Source organism: Pseudomonas sp. (assembly GCF_036387035.1).
Taxonomy (GTDB): Bacteria; Pseudomonadota; Gammaproteobacteria; order Pseudomonadales; family Pseudomonadaceae; genus Aquipseudomonas.
Genome location: NZ_DASVUM010000126.1, coordinates 1 through 20,021, shown reverse-complemented (window position 1 = coordinate 20,021; position 20,021 = coordinate 1). Strand labels below are relative to the sequence as shown.

Below are 20,021 nucleotides of genomic sequence, written 5' to 3'. Positions count from 1 at the left end.
AACGAGGTGGTTGCGTCAGAGGCGGGCTGTCCGGCATAACGCTGGGTATGGAATTCCTATATCGACGTTAAGGCTGCAGCATGATTCGATCGAAAACGGGCTGGCTGCAGCGTGGCCTTCCGGTGGTGGTGACTTTACTTCTCGGCGGCTGTTCCAGCCTTACTTATTACTCGCAATTGGCCAGTGGCCAACTCTCGCTTTTGCGTGCGCGCGAGCCGGTTGCCGACGTGATTGCCGATCCGCAGCGCGACCCGAAGCTGCGCGTTCATCTGCTTAAATCGCAGCAGGCGCGTGCCTTCGCCACCGAGCACCTGCATCTGCCGGACAACCGCAGCTACCGGCTTTATGCCGATATCCATCGGCCGTATGTGGTCTGGAATGTCTTCGCGACCGGCGAATTTTCGCTTGATCCGGTTACCCATTGCTTTCCCATTGCCGGCTGCGTGGCCTATCGCGGCTATTACAGCCAGGGCGCCGCGCGAGGAGACGCTGCCCTGCGCAAGCTCGAGGGCAAGGACGTCTACGTCAGCGGCGTTGAGGCCTATTCAACCCTTGGATGGTTCGATGATCCGATCATCAGCTCGATGATGAACTGGGGTGACGAACGGCTTGCAACGCTGATTTTTCACGAACTGGCGCACCAGCGGTTTTACGTAAAAGACCACAGTGAGTTCAACGAATCCTACGCCAGTTTTGTCGAGCAGGAAGGCACACGTCAGTGGCGCGCGGCGCGTGGGTTGCCTGCAGAAGCCGAGTCTTCGGAAACGCGGCGACGCGACCAGCTTACGCGGCTGGCGCTCGACACCCGCGACAGGCTGAAGGCGCTCTATGCCCAGCCGTTGAGCCCGCAGGTGATGCGAGAACGCAAAGCGGCTGAGTTCAAGCGTCTGCGCAGCGAGTATCGGCAGTTGCGCGACAGTCAGTGGGGCGGTGATAAACGCTTCGACAGCTGGGTGTACGCGCCCATGAACAACGCGCGATTGCTGCCCATCGGCTTGTACGATCAATGGGTGCCAGCATTTGAGGCGTTATTCAGGCAGGTCAACGGCGATTGGCCTGCGTTCTATTCGGCGGTTGAAAAGCTGGGCGGATTGCCCAAGGACGAACGCAAGGCTGCGTTAGAGCGGCTCGCCAAATCATCTGCCTAACGCTCGAACTGTGATTGCTCCCACGCTCCGTGTGGGGACTATCAGCGTAAATTGCCGAGCGTTTGAGGTTCTGAGAACGCACGATGCAGCGCACTCAACGAATCAAAATGATACGTCGGCGCCTCAGCCTCCAGTTCTTCACGGCTCCCGAACCCGTACCCCACCGCTGCCACGTCCAATCCGTTGCGCTTGCCGCCAATCAAGTCATGTTTGCGGTCGCCGATCATCAGCGTCTGCTTCGGATCAAGCTGCTCTTGATCCAGCAGGTGCCGAATCAGTTCGACCTTATCCGTGCGCGTACCGTCCAGTTCGCTGCCATAAATCAGTTTGAAATGACGTGCGAAATCGAAATGCCGGGCGATCTCATGGGCGAAGACCCAGGGTTTGGATGTCGCGATAAACAGCGTCCGGCCTTGGTCCGAGAGCAAGTCCAGCAATTCGAACACGCCGTCGAACACCAGATTTTCATACAGGCCGGTGACCTTAAAGCGTTCGCGATAAAAGCCGACGGCTTCCCAGGCCCTGGCTTCGTCGAAGTCGTAAGCGCGCATGAACTGCTGCAACAGCGGCGGGCCAATGAAGTGCTCAAGGCGCGTGATGTCGGGTTCGTCGATGCCCAGCTTGCTCAAGGCAAACTGGATGGAGCGGGTGATGCCTTCGCGCGGATCGGTCAGGGTGCCGTCCAGGTCGAACAGAATATTCTGGTAATGCACGAGTGCTCTCAGCAGGGTTTGTCGAAGCCTTCGGCCAGGTGCTGGTCTTTCAGCTTGACGTAATTGGTCGCGCTGTAGGGGAAGAAGGCGATTTCCTTTTCAGTCAGCGGGCGCACCTGCTTTACAGGCCGCCCGACGTAGAGAAACCCGCTCTCGAGGCGTTTGCCGGGCGGGACCAGACTGCCTGCGCCGATGATTACCTCGTCCTCCACCACCGCGCCGTCCATGATAGTGGTGCCCATGCCGATCAGAATGCGGTTGCCGACGGCACAACCGTGCAGCATGACCTTGTGGCCGATGGTGACTTCATCACCGATCAACAGCGGGAAACCGTCCGGATTGAATGGGCCTGCGTGGGTGATATGCAGCACGCTGCCATCCTGGACACTGGTGCGCGCGCCGATACGAATGCGGTGCATGTCGCCACGGATAACAGTCAACGGCCAGACCGAACTGTCGACGCCGATTTCGACATCACCGATCACAACCGCCGAGTGGTCGACAAACGCCCGCTCGCCGAGGGTCGGGGTGTGGTGCTGGAACGTGCGAATGGTCACGATAGGCTCCTTCTCTGGCGCCGATAGCTGCGGTCAGCGTCGATTGTAATTAAGATGCGTGAGTGTTTCTTTTAGCCAAGGTGCCAAACCGTGAGCGCGAACAACCCTCTGTTGCAATCCTACGACCTGCCACCTTTCTCGGCGATTCGCGCCGAGCATGTAAAACCTGCCATTGATCAGATCCTCGCAGACAACCGCGCTGCGATTGCCGACATCCTTGCCAGGCAGGGTTCGCAGCCTACATGGGCTGGCCTGGTGCTGGCGATGGACGAACTAAATGACCGTCTGGGTGCCGCCTGGAGTCCGGTCAGCCACCTGAATGCTGTGTGCAACAGCCCCGAGTTGCGCGAGGCCTATGAGTCCTGCCTGCCGGCGCTGAGTGCCTACTCGACCGAGATGGGTCAGAACCGCGAGCTGTTCCAGGCCTTCGAAGCCTTGGCCAACAGCCCGGAAGCCGCACACTTCGATGTCGCACAGAAGACCATTCTGGAGCAATCGCTGCGCGATTTCCGCCTGTCGGGTATCGATCTGCCGCCTGAGCAACAGAAACGCTACGCCGAGGTGCAAAGCAAACTGTCCGAGCTGGGCAGCCAGTTCTCCAACCAGTTGCTCGACGCGACCCAGGCCTGGAGCAAGCACGTCACTGACGCTGCCGCCCTCGCCGGCCTGACCGAATCGGCCAAGGCGCAAATGGCCGCCGCGGCGAAGGCGAAAGACCTCGACGGTTACCTGATCACGCTTGAGTTTCCAAGCTACTACGCCGTCATGACCTATGCCGAAGACCGCGCGTTGCGCGAGGAAGTCTACGCGGCGTACTGCACCCGCGCATCGGATCAAGGCCCTAACGCCGGCAAAAACGACAACGGCCCGATCATGGAGCAAATCCTGGATCTGCGTCAGGAGTTGGCCAGACTGCTGGGTTTCGCCAGCTTCTCCGAACTGAGCCTGGCCACCAAAATGGCCGAGTCCAGTGACCACGTGCTCAGCTTTCTGCGTGATCTTGCCAAGCGCAGCAAGCCGTTTGCCGTTCAGGATTTGCAGCAACTGAAAGCCTATGCCGCTGAGCAAGGCTGCCCCGACCTGCAGAGCTGGGACAGCGGCTTCTACGGCGAGAAGCTGCGCGAGCAGCGGTACAGCGTTTCTCAGGAGGCCCTGCGCGCTTACTTCCCGGTCGATAAAGTGCTGACCGGCCTGTTCGCGATCGTGCAAAAACTGTACGGCATCGAGATTGCCGAGCAGAAGGGCTTCGACACTTGGCACCCCGACGTGCGCTTGTTCGAGATCAAGGAAAACGGCCAGCACGTCGGTCGCTTTTTCTTCGACCTCTATGCTCGCGCCAACAAGCGTGGCGGCGCATGGATGGACGGCGCGCGCGATCGTCGTCGCACCGCCCAAGGCACGCTGCAAAGCCCGGTGGCCAATCTGGTCTGCAACTTCACCCCGGCAGACAGCGGCAAGCCCGCGCTGCTCACCCACGATGAAGTCACCACCCTCTTCCACGAATTCGGCCACGGCCTGCACCACCTGCTGACCCGCGTCGAGCATGCGGGCGCGTCGGGCATCAACGGAGTGGCGTGGGACGCGGTCGAGCTGCCAAGTCAGTTCATGGAAAACTGGTGCTGGGAGCCGGAAGGCCTGGCACTGATTTCCGGGCATTACGAAACCGGCGAGCCGCTGCCTCAGGACTTGCTGGAAAAAATGCTGGCGGCGAAGAACTTCCAGTCCGGCCTGATGATGGTCCGCCAACTGGAATTCTCGCTGTTCGACTTCGAACTGCACGCCACTCACGGCGACGGCCGCACCACGCTGCAAGTGCTCGAAGCCGTGCGTGACGAGGTGTCGGTAATGCGTCCGCCCGCGTACAACCGTTTCCCGAACAGCTTCGCGCACATCTTTGCCGGCGGTTACGCAGCGGGCTATTACAGCTACAAGTGGGCTGAAGTGCTGTCTGCCGATGCATTCTCGAAGTTCGAGGAAGAAGGCGTGTTCAACGAGCAGACCGGTCGCGCCTTCCGTGAGGCCATTCTGGCGCGCGGCGGATCCCAGGCGCCGATGGTGCTGTTCGTCGACTTCCGCGGACGCGAGCCGTCGATTGACGCACTCTTGCGACATTCGGGCTTGAGTGAGGAAGCAGCAGCATGACCGAAACACCGCAGGTTGTTACCAAGAAGCGCTTTATCGCCGGGGCTGTTTGCCCGGCGTGCAGCGAGCCTGACAAGTTGATGATGTGGAACGAAGACGACGTGCCGCACCGTGAATGCGTGCACTGCGGTTATTCCGACACCCTCAATGCGCAGGGTCAATCGATCCCGAAAGAACTCGGCACGCGGGTTAACAAGCCCGCGGTAAAGCCGGCGGATCCCAAGGTGCAGGGCGTGCAATTCTTCCCGAATCCGAAGCTGAAGAAGCCGGTTGATCCGAGTTGACGTGATTTCGGAAAAGGAAAAGGGATACCCATCGTAGGTATCCCTTTTTTCTTACGTACTGGTTTAACGGGCGCCGTTGATATAAGCGAAAGACACCTTGCCGCCAACGGCCTTGCTGTAGTTGGTTACTTTAACGTCGGCGTTTGAATAGCTGCTGTTAAAAGTTGCGATGACGACGGGCAGGGTAATGTCACGCAGAACCTCCACGGTCGTACGCCCCTCTTTGAAGTCACCTTGGGGATGGCCGGTGAGCGTGAAAGAGGTCCCCGCTTTGGCCTTGATGATTCTGGCCGACTTGATCTCGTCGTTGGAGCAACCATAGCTGTTGCGGGTCATCTTCACGGTGTAGCGGGAGCTGAAAGGGATGACGCAATCGAGGTTTTCACCGGCGTTAACGCCCTCGTAGAACGCCACGGAGGCGTCGGAAAAGTCGGTTGGGGTCCTGCTGATGACGATGCGCGAGGTCTTGCCGTCGAGCCCGTTGTTCCGGTTGTAAACCGCCTGGTAATCACTGTTGCTCACGTCGGACTCGAAACTCCCAAGAACCACGCGTTCGCGAATGCCAATGTCGCGCTTCACATCGATGGTGATGTGATCGTCCTGGGTATTGCCGCTGCCACTGTCGAATAACTGAATGCGGGTACCCCTTTCGACGCCCGACAAGGACATTGATCTCGCCTCGTCGTTTTCACAACCGTTAGCCTTGCGATCGACCGCTCCAGCGCGAACGGGGATCACACAGACGATGTCTTGTGCCCGAGTTGCCTGCCGGCCTTCATGGAGGTAAATCCCGCCATTGTTAAGCGCTGCGGTGTATCGGTGTGTTTCGCCGCTTCTGTAGTTGTTGATGCCAACGTAGTTGGGGGTAACTGCACAGTTGTCTTCGCGGCGTTTGAGGTAGGTGAGGTTGTTGTCGTAGCTGGCCGAGTCGAAGACGGTGCTCGTGCCGGGGTGAAACTGATTCATCAGGAACAATCGCTTCCAATGCTTGCCCGTCGATGTGGCGACCTTTTCAGTGTTGAGCGGTAAGTTGCCCCAGCGAGTGGGACAAGACCAGTCGTGAGTGCTCTCGATGCTGCTCGCAACATTGCCAAGAGTGTCCCACCTGTTTTGCACGATCCAGTCCTGATCAAACAGCACCGTTATTTTTTTGCCCTTAACCCAATAGTCGCCAGTGACGCCGCGTTTGTCTGTCAAAAGGATCAGACGGTTGTTACGCGCCGCCATCTGAGCGATCGTCGGCCACTGATCCGGCGCAAAGTTGGCTGGATCAAATGAAACATCTGCCAGCGCCGGCAGCGTGTCGAAGACTTCCTGGAGGTGCTGGCGCTCAACGTAGGTTTCGAGAAATAACGTCACTACTTCCTGCGGGTTGTTCTTGAGAAACGGCAGGAACTCCTTTTTCAGCTGAGCAGATAGCGGGCCGTAGCAGGCGAGCTGCTTGTGGCAGACCTTGATACGTTGTTCAGGGCGGGGGTCGAAGGTATCAACGTAGAGATCAAGCATGAAACCTCGTACCCCGTCCTGAAGTTGTGCGGGTATTTCTTTCAGATTCTGATTGATCTTTTCATACGAGTTATGGGTGGTGACCCAACTGTATTCGTTGAACGGCTTGTTCCTTGAGTCCAGCGAGGCGGCGTGTGCGGTGACCGTTGCGAAGCTGAACAGCGTCGCCAATAGGGAGAGCGGGTAATTGATCTTCACTGTCGAAATCCTTTTCGATAGAGGTGGTTGAGTTAAAGCACGTCATAAACCTGTGCCAATCCCGGCACGTCGATAAGTAGTAGATGTGATTGGAACTCTTGCCGCAAAAAGTGCCGATCGGGTGTGTTGCAAAATACGAGTACTCTGCCGTGCGTATCGTTTCAGCGCGCAACTGAGAGGCGCCACGAGACCGTCTGCAACCCATTACCTACACTTTCTGAAACCACCCTTTAATCGCGCAGCGGGCAAGCGCACTGGTGCTGCACGCGCCGTTGTCCAGTGCCGCTTTCAACGCCGCCACATCCACCTTGTCGATGTACTCAATGCCCCGCTTGAGGCTGTCTTCGTCGCCATAACCGCCGTGCTCCATCTCATCCAGCGCTGCCTGTTTGCTCCAGCCTTGAGCGACGATGCGGTACATCGCGGCCACCAGACCGGTTCGGTCCAGGCCGTGCTTGCAGTGAATGAGCACCGGCCCGTTTTGCTGCGCGGTCTGGATGGCCCGCAAGCTCTGAATCACATCGGCGTCGTCGATGTGCACCACCTGCAACGGAATCTGCACCTGCGCCACGGCTGCATCGGACAGCCATGTGCTGTCACTTTGCTTGATGAAGTTGATCACCGTATGGACGCCAAGCTGTTCCAGAAGCGGCTGGGCAGCGGCGTCTGGCTGGCGGCTGCGATAAAGCGTTGGCGTGATCTGGTAAAGGTTGTAATGCCGATCAACGAGCTGCGCCCATTGCGCCGGCCGCGGCGATTGCTCAGGAGAAACTTCATCGGCCTGAGCGAAAGGCACAGATGACACGGCCAGTAGCAGGAGCAGTTGAGCAGCGAGCGGATGAAGGCGCATGGAAGACGTACCGTGAGAACCAGCCATTATGGATGGGGCAAGTCTTCGCTGCGCTGGGTCAAAGCGCTGTGAGGCCGGTGTCAAAAGTTGGTGAAAGCCGTTGATCGGTAGCGGCGTGTTTTTCCGGGTCTGCGCGTGAAGGTGAAGGGCGTTTCGCGATACTGTATGGATAAACAGCTATCGAGGAGCCGGCATGTCTACCCAGTTGCCCCCACGCGGGCGCGGCACCGCCACTAACCCGCATAACCGTTTTGCGCCCAATCGGTCCGTGGCCGAGGATGATGGCTGGTATCAGGAAGTGCCGCTGACCCAAGGCACCACCGTCACGCTGGAAACCGCCAAGACCATCATCGCGCGCAACTCGTCGCCCGACATTCCCTTCGACCGCTCGATCAACCCCTACCGTGGCTGCGAACACGGCTGCATCTATTGTTACGCCCGGCCAAGCCACGCTTACTGGGACATGTCGCCGGGGCTGGACTTCGAGACCCGGCTGATCGCCAAAACCAATGCTGCCGCGCTGCTGGAGCAGCAGTTGTCCAAGCCAGGCTATAGCGTTGCGCCCATCACGCTGGGCGCGAACACCGATCCGTATCAACCCATCGAGCGCGAATACGCGCTCAGCCGGGCAACGCTTGAGGTGCTGCTGCGCTACCGTCATCCAGTCACGATCATCACCAAAGGCTCGCTTATCCTGCGCGATCTGGATTTGTTGGTCGAGCTGGCGAAGCTGAGGCTGGTGTCGGTGTTCATCAGCCTCACCACGCTGGACGATGAGCTCAAGCGCATCCTCGAACCCCGGGCTGCCGCACCCAAGGCCAGGCTGCGAGCGATCCGGGTCTTGCGCGATGCCGCAGTGCCGGTAGGCGTTTTGCTGGCGCCGATGATCCCGATGATCAATGACATGGAACTGGAGAAGCTGATGGCCGAGGCCAAGGCCGCTGGCGCATTGAGTGCGAGTTACGTGATGCTGCGCCTGCCGCTGGAGGTTGCCCCGTTGTTCGAAGAGTGGCTCCAAGCGCATTATCCGCAAAGGGCCGAGCATGTGATGAGCCTGGTGCGGCAGAGCCGAGGCGGTCAGGTGTACGACAGCCAGTTCGGCTCACGGATGCGGGGCGAAGGCGTTTTTGCAGAGTTGCTGGCGCAGCGGTTCAGCCTCGCGGTCAAAAAGCACGGCTTGAACCGACGCGACAGTTTTCAGCTCGACAGCAGCGCGTTTTGCCCGCCTGGCGGTCAGATGTCGCTGTTGTGACTCAGGGCGCGTCTTAAGGGTGTTGCGTGATGACAGGCGCGAGCGGGTTAGATTTTCTAACCCAAGACCCGCGATCTAGAGCCACGCATTCAGTTTGAATTAAGTTTGCGTCGCTAAGGTGAGTCGGAAGTGACCGATTGGCCTTGTAGGAAAGATTCGCCCGAAGGCCAGAAAAAAGTGGGTCATCCACAGGATTCGCCGGAAAATCCACTTCAATCCGTCAGAGAGGATGAAACATGAGTGAGCAGGATAAGCAGTCTCAGGCTGCGACGACAGGCGTAACGCCTCAGGTGGAAACCGCCGAGATGGCGCTTCAGCACATCGTTGATGGCTTCAAGCATTTCCGCCATGACGTCTTCCCTCAGCAGGAAGAGCTGTTCAAGAAACTCGCCACCGCCCAACATCCACGGGCCATGTTCATCACCTGCGCCGACTCGCGCATCGTTCCGGAACTCATCACTCAAAGCTCGCCGGGCGACTTGTTCGTCACCCGTAACGTCGGCAACGTCGTCCCGCCCTATGGCCCCATGAACGGTGGCGTTTCGACTGCCATCGAATACGCCGTTCTGGCGCTGGGCGTTCAACACATCATCGTGTGTGGCCACTCGGATTGCGGGGCGATGCGCGCCGTACTCAACCCCGACACCCTCGAGAAGATGCCGACGGTCAAAGCCTGGCTGCGCCACGCCGAGGTCGCCAAGACAGTTGTGCAAGACAACTGCAATTGCACCAGCGAGCACGAAACCATGCACGTACTCACCGAAGAAAACGTCATTGCTCAGCTGCAGCACTTGCGCACGCACCCTTCCGTGGCATCCAAGCTGGCCAGCGGTCAGCTGTTTATCCATGGCTGGGTCTACGACATCGAAACCAGCGAGATCCGCGCTTACGATGCCGAGCAGGACTGCTTCCTGGCGCTGGATGGCGACCACCCGGTGCCCATGGCGTCGATTCCCCGCGGGCGATATTGATCGCTGGCTGACCCGCTGCGCCTGAGCGCACCGGCGTCGGCCCTGACGGTTCCACCCTCATACAAGCTCGTAGCGGCCGCGTTCAACGCGTGCCGCCGGGCGTTGTCACGTCTGAATTCCGGAGAGTCGTCATGGCTACTACTGATCTCAAAGCGTTGTTACCACGGGAGCTGCTGGCTTCCGTGGTGGTTTTTCTCGTGGCCCTGCCGCTGTGTATGGGGATCGCCATCGCTTCGGGCATGCCGCCGTCCAAAGGGTTGATCACCGGCATCATTGGCGGTCTGGTGGTGGGCTGGCTGGCGGGTTCGCCGTTGCAGGTCAGCGGCCCTGCAGCAGGCTTGGCGGTGCTGGTGTTCGAGCTGGTTCGTGAGCATGGCATGGCAATGCTCGGCCCTATTTTGCTGCTTGCCGGTGCGCTTCAGTTACTCGCGGGTCGCTTGAAGCTCGGTTGCTGGTTTCGCGTCACGGCGCCGGCAGTTGTGTACGGCATGCTGGCGGGCATTGGCGTGCTGATCGTGCTTTCCCAGGTTCACGTGATGTTCGACAGTGGGCCCAAGCCGTCCGGGATCGACAATTTGGTGGCGTTCCCGCAGACCCTTATCGGCGCGATGGGCCCCGGTAGCGCCATGCAGGCCGGGCTTCTCGGGCTGGGTACGATTGCCGTGATGTGGCTGTGGGAAAAGCGCCGGCCCCATGCGCTTCGGTTTGTGCCGGGCGCTCTGCTTGGTGTGGGGATCGCCACGGTGGTGAGCCTGGTGATGAGCTTGCAGGTCAAGCGCGTCGAGGTCCCGGCCAATCTTGCAGAAGCCATCGACTGGCTGCGACCCGCAGACCTGATGAACCTGGCCGATCCCGCCATCCTGATCGCAGCGATTGCAGTAGCGTTTATTGCCAGCGCCGAAACCCTGTTGTCGGCAGCGGCGGTGGATCGGATGCACGACGGTCAGCGTTCCGATTTTGATAAAGAACTCAGCGCCCAAGGCGTGGGCAACATGCTCTGCGGTCTGGTTGGCGCACTGCCGATGACGGGCGTCATCGTGCGCAGTTCGGCGAACGTGCAGGCGGGTGCGAAGACGCGTCTGTCGGCGATGTTCCATGGTTTGTGGCTGCTGGCGTTCGTGCTTTTGTTGTCCAGCGTGCTGCAAAGCATTCCGGTGGCGAGCCTGGCCGGCGTGCTGGTTTACACCGGCGTGAAGCTGGTAAACATTCAAGCGCTCAAGGGACTGGGCCGCTATGGCCGCATGCCGATGTTCATCTACGGCGCGACCGCCAGCGCGATTGTGCTGACTGACCTCTTGACCGGTGTGTTGATTGGCTTTGGCCTGACGCTGGTGAAGCTGGCGCTCAATGCATCGCGCCTGAAGATCAATCTGGTCGACCTGCCGGCCGAAGGTGAAATGGAGCTGCGCCTCAACGGTTCGGCCACGTTCCTCAAGGTGCCGGCCCTGACCCAGACGCTGGAGACCGTTCCGCCAGGTACCACGCTGCATGTGCCGCTGGGTAACCTGACCTATATCGACCACTCTTGTCTGGAGTTGCTGGAAGAATGGGGCCGTGCCAATGCGGCGCAGGGCTCACGTTTACTGCTGGAACAACGCCTGCTCAAGCGTCGCGTAGAGGGAAGGATTCGTACGTCGATCGGAGGTGCAGCCCTCCACTGAGGACTGCACCAGGGATGTGCGGGATCAGTCTTTCCCGCACTCCAGTTCCAGCCCAACGCCTAACTGGCGAGACAGGCTGGGCCAACGCTTCCAGGCTGCGTCAGTGTCCGGGCTGGCGAGGCGCTCGCGGTAGGCTTCTACCGATTCCAGCGAGAAGCTGTCGTCGTTCAGCATTTCATCGATGGCGTGATGCACCACTTCGTCCAGTTGGTTGGCAAACGCTTCGCCGATCAACTGGTGGGCGATGACGCTGGCCACTGTGGTGTTCATTGGAATCAGCGGCTGGCCCAGATGCCTGATGTACAGATCATTCACTTCCTCCACCAGCCGGTGTGCCAGATACGCTTCGTCCAGCAGCCCGTCGAGCCCCTCGTGGCCCGCCATGATGGCGGGCGGCGCGCTGAAGAAGTGCTCGGCGATTTTCAGGACCGGCTTGATCTGGCTTTCGATGCCCGCCTGTAACGCGACGTCATGGGCGGCCTCCAGCAAATCCGGCACCTGACCGATGTAGGCAATGACGAAACGCGTCAACACGCCTCGTGCATCTACGTCAGGCAGATGAATGGAGGGGTGCAGATGAGCAAGTTGCGACTCCAGCCGGCGCGATAGCTGACCGGATTGATTTTCGTGTTCCTGAGCTCGGGTAATCTGCTCGCGCAATGCGGCGGTGTTCATGAGTGCTCCATAGGCAATGAAACCAGACGGTCATTATAGAGAAGTCATACCTTAGCTTGCTCACCCACGAGGTTAAGACGAATATGTCATAACCCGTTCATGGCTATGTGCATCCGTTCTTACAGGCTCTTTCTGCGAGAGCCGAATGGCGGGGGAAGTGTGCGTTACCATTCCCGATCTGTCCCGGATCACTCAGCGTGTTGGACTCATGACCCGAACCCAAAAAACCGTCTTCATCCTTGTTGCGCTCGTGTCGCTGGTGCTTGGCGTGATCGTCAACCGTGTGCTCTCCGGAACGGATCAGGGTGACCAGACCGCGCTGATCGACGCAGGCATCATCCTTCTCCCGCAGAGCCGTGCTGTGCCGGACCTGACGTTCACCGATCAGGATGGGCAACCCGTCTCGATGAGCCAGATGAAGGGCAAATGGACGCTGCTGTTCTTCGGCTACACCTTCTGCCCCGACATCTGCCCGACCACGCTCGCCCAGCTGCGTCAGATCAAAAGCGAGCTGCCCAGGGATGCCGTCGATAAAGTGCGCGTCGTGCTGGTCAGCGTCGATCCCGATCGCGACACCCCGCAACATCTCAAGCAATACCTGGGGTATTTCGACAAGCAGTTCCTTGGCCTGAGGGCGCCGGTCGCTACGCTGCAGAAGCTGGCGAATGCCGTGAGCATCCCCTACATTCCGGCGGACACAAGCAAGCCGAATTACACCGTCGACCACAGCGGCAACCTCGCCCTACTTGGGCCCGACGGCACACAGCGTGGATTCATCCGCGCACCGCTCAACGGCCAGAAACTGGCGGCGCAGTTGCCGGGATTGGTTGAGAGGAAGTAAGGCGGATGATCCCGGCGTTGCGCTGAGATCAGTGTTGCGTGGAAAACGAGTATGGGTACCGGGCGATAGCTGCATCGCCCGGGCAGCAGCTCTATCAGAACGCCGGGACCACGGCGCCTTTGTACTTCTCGACGATGAATGCCTTGGTTTCCGGACTGTGCAGCGCGGCGACCAGCTTCTGGATGGCAGGCGAGTCCTTATTGTCTTCGCGGGTCACCAGGATGTTCGCATAAGGCGACTCCTGGCCTTCGATGATCAGCGCGTCTTTGGTCGGATCAAGCTTTGCGGTCAGGGCGTAGTTGGTGTTAATCAGCGCCAGGTCCACCTGCGTCAGCACGCGAGGCAGGGTTGCGGCTTCAAGCTCGCGGAACTTCAGGTTTTTCGGGTTTTGCTGCACGTCGCCCGGCTTGGCGGTGATGCTGGTCGGATCTTTCAGGGTTATCAAGCCGGCCTTGACCAACAGCAACAGCGCGCGGCCCTCGTTGGTGGCGTCATTGGGAATCGCCACGTTAGCGCCATCCGGCAGCTCGGCCAGACTTTTGAGCTTGTCCGAGTAAGCGCCAAACGGCTCGATGTGAACCTTGGCGACGCTCACCAGGTGCGTGCCCTTCCCTTTGTTGAACTCATCCAGATACGGTTGGTGCTGGAAGAAGTTGGCGTCCATGCGCTGCTGGTCAACCTGCACGTTCGGCTGAATGTAGTCGTTGAAAACCTTCACGTTCAGCGTCACGCCTTCCTTCGCCAGCATGGGCTTCACGAATTCCAGGATCTCGGCGTGGGGCACGGCGGAGGCCGCGACGGTCAAGGTGTCGTCCGCGTGGGCAGACAGGGCTGCAACGGCAGCGAATACAGCCAACAACTTCTTCATTTCTCTTACTCCTGGAATGCACGCGCAGTGGCGTGCATCTGCCGGCCAGCGGCCGGCGAATTCGGTTAACGGTGTGAAAAGTGCGCGACCAGTCTGTCGCCAACGGTTTGCAGGATTTGCACCAGCACCAGCAGCAATACGACCGTTACAAACATCACATCGTTCTGAAACCGTTGGTAACCGTAGCGAATCGCAAGATCGCCCAGGCCGCCGGCCCCGACCGCACCGGCCATGGCCGTAAACGACACCAACGCGATGGCGGTAACGGTGATGGCCGCGAGGATGCCCGGTCGTGCTTCAGGCAGCAGCGCCTTGACCACGATTTGCCGAGTGGTCGCGCCCATGGCCTGAATGGCTTCGATGATGCCGCGGTCCACTTCCCGCAGCGCGGTTTCCACAAGGCGCGCGAAGAACGGCGTAGCGCCTGCGATCAATGGCGGCAGCGTGCCAAGAATGCCCAGCGAGGTGCCGGTGATGATTTCTGTCAGCGGCATCATCACGATCAGCAGAATGATGAATGGCAGCGCGCGCAGCATGTTCACGATCAGGCCAACGGTGGCATAGACCGGCTTGTTCTCGAGCAATTGACGCGGCGATGTCAGGAACATCAACACACCGAGCGGCAAGCCCAGCAGAACGGTGAATGCCAGCGACACGCCGAGCATGATCAGCGTGTCGCCGGTCGCGAGCCAGATTTCGTACCAGTCGACGTTGGAAAACAGGTTGAGAAAGGTATCCATCAACGCAGGATCTCCATGTGAACGTCAGCGGCGGTGAAGCGGGCGAATGCGGCGTCCATGTCACCACCGGTGATGGCCAGCGTCAGTTGCCCGTAAGGCGTGTCTTTAATGCGATCGATACGGCCGGCCAGGATGCTGTAGTCCACGCCGGTTTCCCGCGCGACGGTGCCCAGCAGCGGCGCATAGGTTGCTTCGCCCTGGAACGTCAGGCGCACGATGCGGCCTTGGACATGGGCGAAATCGCTGTTCTGCTCGTTTTCGTCGACCTGCTCGTCTTCTTGCACAAAGCGGCGGGTGGTGGGGTGCTTGGGATGAAGAAACACATCGGCCACAGGGCCCTGCTCGACAATGACGCCGGCATCCATGACCGCCACCTGATCGCAGACGCGGCGGATCACGTCCATTTCGTGAGTGATCAGCACGATGGTCAGCTTCAGCTCTCGATTGATCTCGGCCAGTAACTGCAACACCGACGCCGTGGTTTGCGGGTCGAGGGCGCTGGTGGCCTCGTCGCACAGGAGAATCTTCGGCTTGGTGGCGAGCGCACGGGCGATGCCGACGCGTTGCTTCTGCCCTCCGGACAATTGGGCCGGGTATTTGTTGGCGTGATCGGACAGACCCACGCGGGCGAGCAATTCGGCCACGCGCTGATCGATCTGCGTGCGGGACATGTCCCCGGCGAGTGTCAGCGGCATGGCGACGTTGTCGGCCACCGTCTTTGACGACAGCAGATTGAAGTGCTGGAAGATCATGCCCACCTGGCGGCGGAAGCCGCGCAGACCGTCGGCATCCAGTGCGGTGACGTCAACGTCATCGACCAGAATCGTGCCGCCGCTCGGCGCTTCAAGGCGATTGATCAGGCGCAGCATCGTGCTTTTGCCGGCACCGGAATGGCCGATCAGGCCAAACACCTGGCCATTTTCGATGCGCAGGCTGGTGGGGTGCAGCGCGGGAATTTCCCGGTCGGCGACCCGATAGGTTTTATGGACGTTCTGAAACTCGATCACGGAGCGAACCTTGTGGGGCGCGTTGAAAAATCAGCGTGGGGACTCATGCCTTTCACACGCTGCTGAGCGATGCCATTTCGGCTTCGGCTGGGTAAACCGGGCGCGCATTTTAGCCTGCACAATCAAGATTGGGCCCAGCCTTCTTAGCATTTATTTCTCACTGTCCCTGCCGAATGGTCATATCGGTGGCCGACTGTCAGTCTGACGGTGGAAATCGAAGAATCGGGAAAACAAACGGAACGGCTGTTTTCATCGTCAGTCATTTACTTAGCGCCTGAATATTGCCTGGCTTCGTGTCAAGCATTTCCGCCTACGAGCTTCTGCTGCTTCCACTCCGTTGGAGGCGAGAAAAGGAGCCGTCCGAACTGAGGAGTTTTGTCTGATGAGTAAGAACACCAATCCACCTGTTAGCGCCAATGCCAACAGTGAACTGGCTGGCACTGACACGCTGGATCGTGGCAACACCAATGCCAAGGTCGAAAGTCTTGAGACGTTCCGCTCCGACGCTACCGGCGAGGCATTGCGCACCAATCAGGGCGTAAAGATCTCCGACAACCAGAACACGTTGAAAGTCGGATCGCGCGGCCCCTCGCTGCTCGAAGACTTCATCATGCGCGAAAAGATCACCCACTTTGACCACGAGCGTATTCCAGAGCGCATCGTCCACGCGCGCGGCACGGCGGCTCATGGTTACTTCCAGACCTACGAAAATCATTCCGCCCTGTCCAAGGCTGAATTCCTTCGCGATCCGGGTAAGAAAACCCCGGTGTTTGTGCGCTTTTCCACGGTTCAAGGCCCACGCGGTTCCGGCGATACAGTCCGTGACGTACGCGGTTTTGCGGTCAAGTTCTACACCGGCGAAGGCAACTACGACCTGGTCGGCAACAACATGCCGGTATTCTTCATTCAGGACGCGATCAAGTTTCCCGATTTCGTACACGCGGTGAAGCCAGAGCCCCATAACGAAATCCCAACGGGCGGCTCGGCCCACGACACCTTCTGGGACTTCGTGTCCCTGGTGCCGGAATCCGCGCACATGGTGCTCTGGACCATGTCGGACCGTGCGATCCCGAAAAGCCTGCGCTCCATGCAGGGCTTCGGCATCCACACCTTCCGCATGATCAACACCGAGGGTAAATCCTCGTTCGTGAAATTCCACTGGAAACCCAAGTACGGCACGTGCTCGCTGGTGTGGGACGAAGCGCAGAAGTTGGCGGGCAAGGACACCGACTTCCATCGCCGCGACCTGTGGGAATCCATTGAGACAGGCGATTACCCGGAATGGGAACTGGGCGTGCAGATCGTCGCCGAGGAAGACGAGCACAAGTTCGACTTCGACCTTCTGGACCCGACCAAAATCATTCCGGAAGAGCTGGTGCCGGTAACACCACTGGGCAAGATGGTGCTCAACCGCAACCCCGACAACTACTTTGCCGAGACAGAGCAGGTCGCATTTTGCCCAGGTCACATCGTGCCGGGTATCGACTTCTCCAACGATCCGCTGCTGCAAGGTCGGCTGTTTTCCTACACTGATACGCAGATCAGCCGACTGGGCGGGCCGAACTTCCACGAGATCCCGATCAACCGTCCGGTCTCGCCGAACCACAACAATCAGCGCGATGCTCAACACCGCACCACCATCGACAAGGGCCGCGCTTCCTACGAGCCTAATTCGATCGATGGGGGCTGGCCGAAAGAAACCCCTGCAGGGCCGCAGGACGGTGGTTTCGAAACCTACCAGGAGCGCGTCGAAGCGCACAAAGTGCGTGAACGCAGCCCTTCGTTTGGCGATCACTTTTCGCAAGCCACGCTGTTTTTCAACAGCATGAGCGAGCACGAAAAAGAGCACATCATCGCGGCGTACAGCTTCGAGCTGGGCAAGGTTGAGCGTGAGCACATTCGCGCACGTCAGGTGAACGAGATCCTCACAAACATCGACCTCACGCTGGCGCAACGTGTGGCTGCAAACCTTGGCTTGCCAGCGCCAACCGCCCCAACTGTCAAAGCGCAAAGCAACGGCAAGCTGAGCGTAGATAAGTCGCCGCTGCTGAGTCAGGCGAACCTGCTGCCTGCCGACATTGCTTCGCGCAAAGTCGCGGTACTGGTCGCCAATGGTGTTGACGACAAGGCTATAGCCGTCATGAAGGCTGCGCTGGAAGCTGAAGGCGCCCACGCCAAGGTGTTAGGCCCTACCTCCGCGCCGGTCAAGACCGCGAGCGGTGCAACGTTGGCCGTCGATGCTTCGATGGAAGGTCTGCCATCGGTCGCTTTCGACGCAGTGTTCATCCCTGGCGGAGACGCGTCGATCACGGCTCTGAGCGGCGACGGTGTGGCATTGCATTATGTGCTTGAGGCCTACAAACACCTCAAAGCCATTGCCTACGCAGGCGATGCACAGAAGCTGATCGACCTGCTGCGACTGGAAGCGGATGCCGGCTTGCTCGCCGTTTCGGACAGCGCTTCGTTCAAGGCGTTTTTCGAGGCGATCCAGCAGCATCGCGTTTGGGCACGTGAGCCAAAGGCGAAGGCAATTCCTGCGTAATTTGCAGGCGTAGCGCGCAACAAAAAGGCGTTGCCCGCGAGGGCAACGCCTTTTCTTTGCTCAAAAAACGATCAGAGCTGGGCGGGTTTCAACACGATTTTTGCCGGCTCGGTGCGCTCGATTTCACGCTGCATCTGCAACTCGAAATCTGGGTTGATCTTCGTGACGCGTCCTATTGCGTGCTCTGGGGGTATTGTCGGCGTAACTCGAGCAGGGTCTCCCCCTCTAATTCCTGGGGCAGGCTAGCGCACCTGAAACATGAAGTATTCTATCTCTTAGTTTCGAACTTATGAGTCTACAGGGACAGCCTCTCAATCACACGCGGTGAAATATTAAGCATAGCTGAAGGAGGACGGCTGCCTTTATCGAACATAGTAAGGCTCCGTCTCTGAGCTGTATCGCTCCATAATTTAAGCGTAGTGAATCAAAAGTGGCCGATCTATTTAACTTACGAACTAGTTATCGATATTCAAAATATCTTATCATCATGTTAGTTGGTATGTTCGTATCGACCCCTAAGGCGTCAAGCACCTCAAGAAACCATGACAGATTATCCCCTAGCGCCGAATCATTAGTGTCATCGTGATAAAGAAGGCAGATAGCAAGTCTAGCTATTAATATATTGCGCTCTCGAAATTCACGCATTGCTGCTCGATCATCAATGAATGACCACCAAACTGACGCTTTATCAGTGAGTGTTTCAATGGGAATTCTGTCATGTATGTAATCGTTTATTAACTGCCTCGGATCGTTTTCGTCGTCTGGAAAATAAATTTCCAACGCATCCAAAACGCTGACAAAGAAGCCCAGCTGATGCTTAAATGCATTAGAGTGGCCGGCAGGTCGAACTATCGAGTTGATACTGTATTTTTTAAAGTGCTCGCGGTTCATACTTTAACTCCGAAGTGCGTTAAAACGTCTACACAGGTTGGACATGCGGGCTTAGGCGTTCCGTGTCCTTTCCCAGAGTACCCAATATTGACTGTGCTGATAGTGCCGCCGGCAGGATCGATTCCGGCGTTAAAAGCTTTATCTAGGCATACGATCTCTGCGCACCCACCGTGCCATGGAGCTTGCCGTTCTAAAGGTGTTCCCATTAGCGCACCTGTCACTTGTGGATTATGAGGTACGACTTCCCCACTAACGCCGGTAATTGATTGATCTCCAGCGCGTAGTTCAGCCGCAGCGCCGGATTTCCTCCCCTTTGAGAACGCTTCATCTGCCACATCCTCTGCAGAACGTGATTTTTTTGGTGCAGGATGCGCGCTCCGTGTCATTCCTAACGCATCCGACCAACCCGTAGGGTTGGGGGCGTACTGGAAGGGATTTAATCCACCACTGTACCCAATCGGATCCTTACTGATGAAGCGCCCGATCCTTGGATCATAGTACCGATGCCGGTTGTAGCGCAGGCCTGTCTCGTGGTCGTGGTACTGACCCTGGAAGCGGATCGGGTTGGTCAGGCCGACGTGTTGGGCGAATTCCGAGCGCTGTTCTTGGGCTTTGCCCCATGCTTTGTATTGCCCGCTCCAGGCGGTGTTTCCGTTTTGGTCGGTGAGTTCTTGCGGCGTGCCGAGGTGGTCGCATTGGTACCAGGCAAGGACGTCGATCGGCAGCGCTTTGGGTTTATAGGTCCAGAGTGGATCTTCTTTGAAGTCGTAACGACCTTCGTAGGCCGGTTGGCTAACGAGGCGGATGGTTTCGTGGCGGATGGCCTGGGCGACCGGGACGAAGGTGCCGGGCTCGTGGATGTAATGAACGGTTCGACCACGTCCGTCGGCGTATTGGGCGGGGCTGCTTTCCCACGCCAGGTTGTCGCCGTCCCAGCCGTACAGGGTGAAGCCGCAGCCAAGTTCCCGTTCCTTGCGGGCGTGTTCGTTTTCGTTCCAGCCGGTGCCGGCTTCAGGGCGCGGTTTGTGGTGCGATTTGGAGAGTTTGTAGAGGCGGCGTCCGAGGGGATCGTAGGCAAAGTCGACGGTGAGGCGCGGATCGCGGAAATGTACGAGGCGGCCGAAGAGGTCCCAGTTGAGGTCGCTGCGCACGGCGTTGTTCCAGCGCTCGATCTG

The 20,021-nt window shown here is 58.7% G+C and carries 18 protein-coding genes; 8 read left to right on the top strand and 10 right to left on the bottom strand.

Annotated features, from left to right (window positions below; genetic code table 11):
• Window positions 1-80 precede the first annotated feature (80 nt).
• Complete coding sequence (locus VF672_RS11885) at window positions 81-1,148, top strand: aminopeptidase (protein ID WP_331104789.1); 1,068 nt, start codon at window positions 81-83, stop codon at window positions 1,146-1,148.
• 41 nt (window positions 1,149-1,189) lie between these two features.
• Here the strand turns inward: VF672_RS11885 and VF672_RS11880 are convergent, their stop codons facing one another.
• Together VF672_RS11880 and VF672_RS11875 are read right to left on the bottom strand one after the other, a co-directional pair.
• A complete protein-coding gene (locus VF672_RS11880) occupies window positions 1,190-1,861 on the bottom strand; it encodes an HAD family hydrolase (RefSeq protein WP_331104788.1) in 672 nt (223 codons plus the stop codon).
• Between the two features lie 8 nt (window positions 1,862-1,869).
• A complete protein-coding gene (locus tag VF672_RS11875) occupies window positions 1,870-2,418 on the bottom strand; it encodes a gamma carbonic anhydrase family protein (protein ID WP_331104787.1) in 549 nt (182 codons plus the stop codon).
• Between the two features lie 90 nt (window positions 2,419-2,508).
• On the opposite strand from VF672_RS11875, the gene prlC reads away from it, so the two are divergent.
• The gene (gene prlC / locus VF672_RS11870) at window positions 2,509-4,560 is read left to right on the top strand and encodes an oligopeptidase A (RefSeq protein WP_331104786.1); all 2,052 of its coding nucleotides are present in this window, start codon (window positions 2,509-2,511) and stop codon (window positions 4,558-4,560) included.
• Window positions 4,557-4,844: a YheV family putative zinc ribbon protein gene (locus VF672_RS11865; RefSeq protein WP_331104785.1), complete on the top strand. Its 288-nt coding sequence runs from the start codon at window positions 4,557-4,559 to the stop codon at window positions 4,842-4,844. Before prlC ends, VF672_RS11865 begins: the two co-directional genes overlap by 4 nt.
• A gap of 63 nt (window positions 4,845-4,907) precedes the next feature.
• On the opposite strand, the gene VF672_RS11860 is transcribed toward VF672_RS11865, so the two are convergent.
• Both VF672_RS11860 and VF672_RS11855 read right to left on the bottom strand, forming a co-directional pair.
• Window positions 4,908-6,548, bottom strand: coding sequence for a hypothetical protein (locus tag VF672_RS11860; protein WP_331104784.1), 1,641 nt, complete (start codon window positions 6,546-6,548; stop codon window positions 4,908-4,910).
• 208 nt (window positions 6,549-6,756) lie between these two features.
• Window positions 6,757-7,398 carry a dual specificity protein phosphatase family protein gene (locus VF672_RS11855; RefSeq protein WP_331104783.1) on the bottom strand — a complete coding sequence of 214 codons (642 nt, stop codon included), beginning with the start codon at window positions 7,396-7,398 and terminating at the stop codon, window positions 6,757-6,759.
• Window positions 7,399-7,591: 193 nt separating this feature from the next.
• On the opposite strand from VF672_RS11855, the gene VF672_RS11850 reads away from it, so the two are divergent.
• The 3 genes from VF672_RS11850 (at window position 7,592) to VF672_RS11840 (ending at window position 11,282) form a co-directional block, all read left to right on the top strand.
• Window positions 7,592-8,650, top strand: a complete 1,059-nt coding sequence (locus tag VF672_RS11850) for a PA0069 family radical SAM protein (RefSeq protein ID WP_331104782.1) — start codon at window positions 7,592-7,594, stop codon at window positions 8,648-8,650.
• Window positions 8,651-8,955: 305 nt separating this feature from the next.
• Entirely contained in the window at window positions 8,956-9,621 is a 666-nt protein-coding gene (locus VF672_RS11845; RefSeq protein WP_414705598.1) for a carbonic anhydrase, read from the top strand.
• A 131-nt stretch (window positions 9,622-9,752) separates the two neighbouring features.
• Window positions 9,753-11,282: a SulP family inorganic anion transporter gene (locus VF672_RS11840; protein WP_331104780.1), complete on the top strand. Its 1,530-nt coding sequence runs from the start codon at window positions 9,753-9,755 to the stop codon at window positions 11,280-11,282.
• A gap of 24 nt (window positions 11,283-11,306) precedes the next feature.
• On the opposite strand, the gene VF672_RS11835 is transcribed toward VF672_RS11840, so the two are convergent.
• Window positions 11,307-11,957 carry a hypothetical protein gene (locus VF672_RS11835; RefSeq protein WP_331104779.1) on the bottom strand — a complete coding sequence of 217 codons (651 nt, stop codon included), beginning with the start codon at window positions 11,955-11,957 and terminating at the stop codon, window positions 11,307-11,309.
• A gap of 208 nt (window positions 11,958-12,165) precedes the next feature.
• Here VF672_RS11835 and VF672_RS11830 point away from each other — a divergent pair, with 208 nt between their 5' ends.
• Entirely contained in the window at window positions 12,166-12,798 is a 633-nt protein-coding gene (locus tag VF672_RS11830; RefSeq protein ID WP_331104778.1) for an SCO family protein, read from the top strand.
• A gap of 94 nt (window positions 12,799-12,892) precedes the next feature.
• Here the strand turns inward: VF672_RS11830 and VF672_RS11825 are convergent, their stop codons facing one another.
• The 3 genes from VF672_RS11825 to VF672_RS11815 form a co-directional block, all read right to left on the bottom strand.
• Window positions 12,893-13,666, bottom strand: a complete 774-nt coding sequence (locus tag VF672_RS11825) for a MetQ/NlpA family ABC transporter substrate-binding protein (protein ID WP_331104777.1) — start codon at window positions 13,664-13,666, stop codon at window positions 12,893-12,895.
• Window positions 13,667-13,731: 65 nt separating this feature from the next.
• On the bottom strand, window positions 13,732-14,406 hold the full coding sequence (locus VF672_RS11820; protein ID WP_331104776.1) for a methionine ABC transporter permease: 675 nt from the start codon (window positions 14,404-14,406) through the stop codon (window positions 13,732-13,734).
• Window positions 14,406-15,413: a methionine ABC transporter ATP-binding protein gene (locus tag VF672_RS11815; RefSeq protein WP_331104775.1), complete on the bottom strand. Its 1,008-nt coding sequence runs from the start codon at window positions 15,411-15,413 to the stop codon at window positions 14,406-14,408. The genes VF672_RS11820 and VF672_RS11815 overlap by 1 nt, the downstream gene beginning before the upstream one ends.
• Before the next feature lie 382 nt (window positions 15,414-15,795).
• Here VF672_RS11815 and katE point away from each other — a divergent pair, with 382 nt between their 5' ends.
• Window positions 15,796-17,955, top strand: a complete 2,160-nt coding sequence (gene katE, locus VF672_RS11810) for a catalase HPII (protein WP_331104774.1) — start codon at window positions 15,796-15,798, stop codon at window positions 17,953-17,955.
• 459 nt (window positions 17,956-18,414) lie between these two features.
• On the opposite strand, the gene VF672_RS11805 is transcribed toward katE, so the two are convergent.
• Window positions 18,415-18,846: a hypothetical protein gene (locus VF672_RS11805; RefSeq protein ID WP_331104773.1), complete on the bottom strand. Its 432-nt coding sequence runs from the start codon at window positions 18,844-18,846 to the stop codon at window positions 18,415-18,417.
• Window positions 18,843-20,021: RHS repeat-associated core domain-containing protein (locus tag VF672_RS11800; RefSeq protein ID WP_331104772.1), on the bottom strand; the 1,179-nt coding region annotated here is incomplete at its 5' end. The genes VF672_RS11800 and VF672_RS11805, both read right to left, overlap by 4 nt.

Coding starts and splice junctions, on each gene's coding strand:
- VF672_RS11865 (WP_331104785.1), top strand. CDS start 4,557: ATGACCGAAACACCGCAGGTTGTTACCAAGAAGCGCTTTATCGCCGGG.
- VF672_RS11885 (WP_331104789.1), top strand. CDS start 81: ATGATTCGATCGAAAACGGGCTGGCTGCAGCGTGGCCTTCCGGTGGTG.
- VF672_RS11820 (WP_331104776.1), bottom strand. CDS start 14,406: ATGGATACCTTTCTCAACCTGTTTTCCAACGTCGACTGGTACGAAATC.
- VF672_RS11845 (WP_414705598.1), top strand. CDS start 8,956: ATGGCGCTTCAGCACATCGTTGATGGCTTCAAGCATTTCCGCCATGAC.
- VF672_RS11830 (WP_331104778.1), top strand. CDS start 12,166: ATGACCCGAACCCAAAAAACCGTCTTCATCCTTGTTGCGCTCGTGTCG.
- VF672_RS11840 (WP_331104780.1), top strand. CDS start 9,753: ATGGCTACTACTGATCTCAAAGCGTTGTTACCACGGGAGCTGCTGGCT.
- VF672_RS11850 (WP_331104782.1), top strand. CDS start 7,592: ATGTCTACCCAGTTGCCCCCACGCGGGCGCGGCACCGCCACTAACCCG.
- VF672_RS11805 (WP_331104773.1), bottom strand. CDS start 18,846: ATGAACCGCGAGCACTTTAAAAAATACAGTATCAACTCGATAGTTCGA.
- katE (WP_331104774.1), top strand. CDS start 15,796: ATGAGTAAGAACACCAATCCACCTGTTAGCGCCAATGCCAACAGTGAA.
- VF672_RS11835 (WP_331104779.1), bottom strand. CDS start 11,957: ATGAACACCGCCGCATTGCGCGAGCAGATTACCCGAGCTCAGGAACAC.
- VF672_RS11825 (WP_331104777.1), bottom strand. CDS start 13,666: ATGAAGAAGTTGTTGGCTGTATTCGCTGCCGTTGCAGCCCTGTCTGCC.
- VF672_RS11855 (WP_331104783.1), bottom strand. CDS start 7,398: ATGCGCCTTCATCCGCTCGCTGCTCAACTGCTCCTGCTACTGGCCGTG.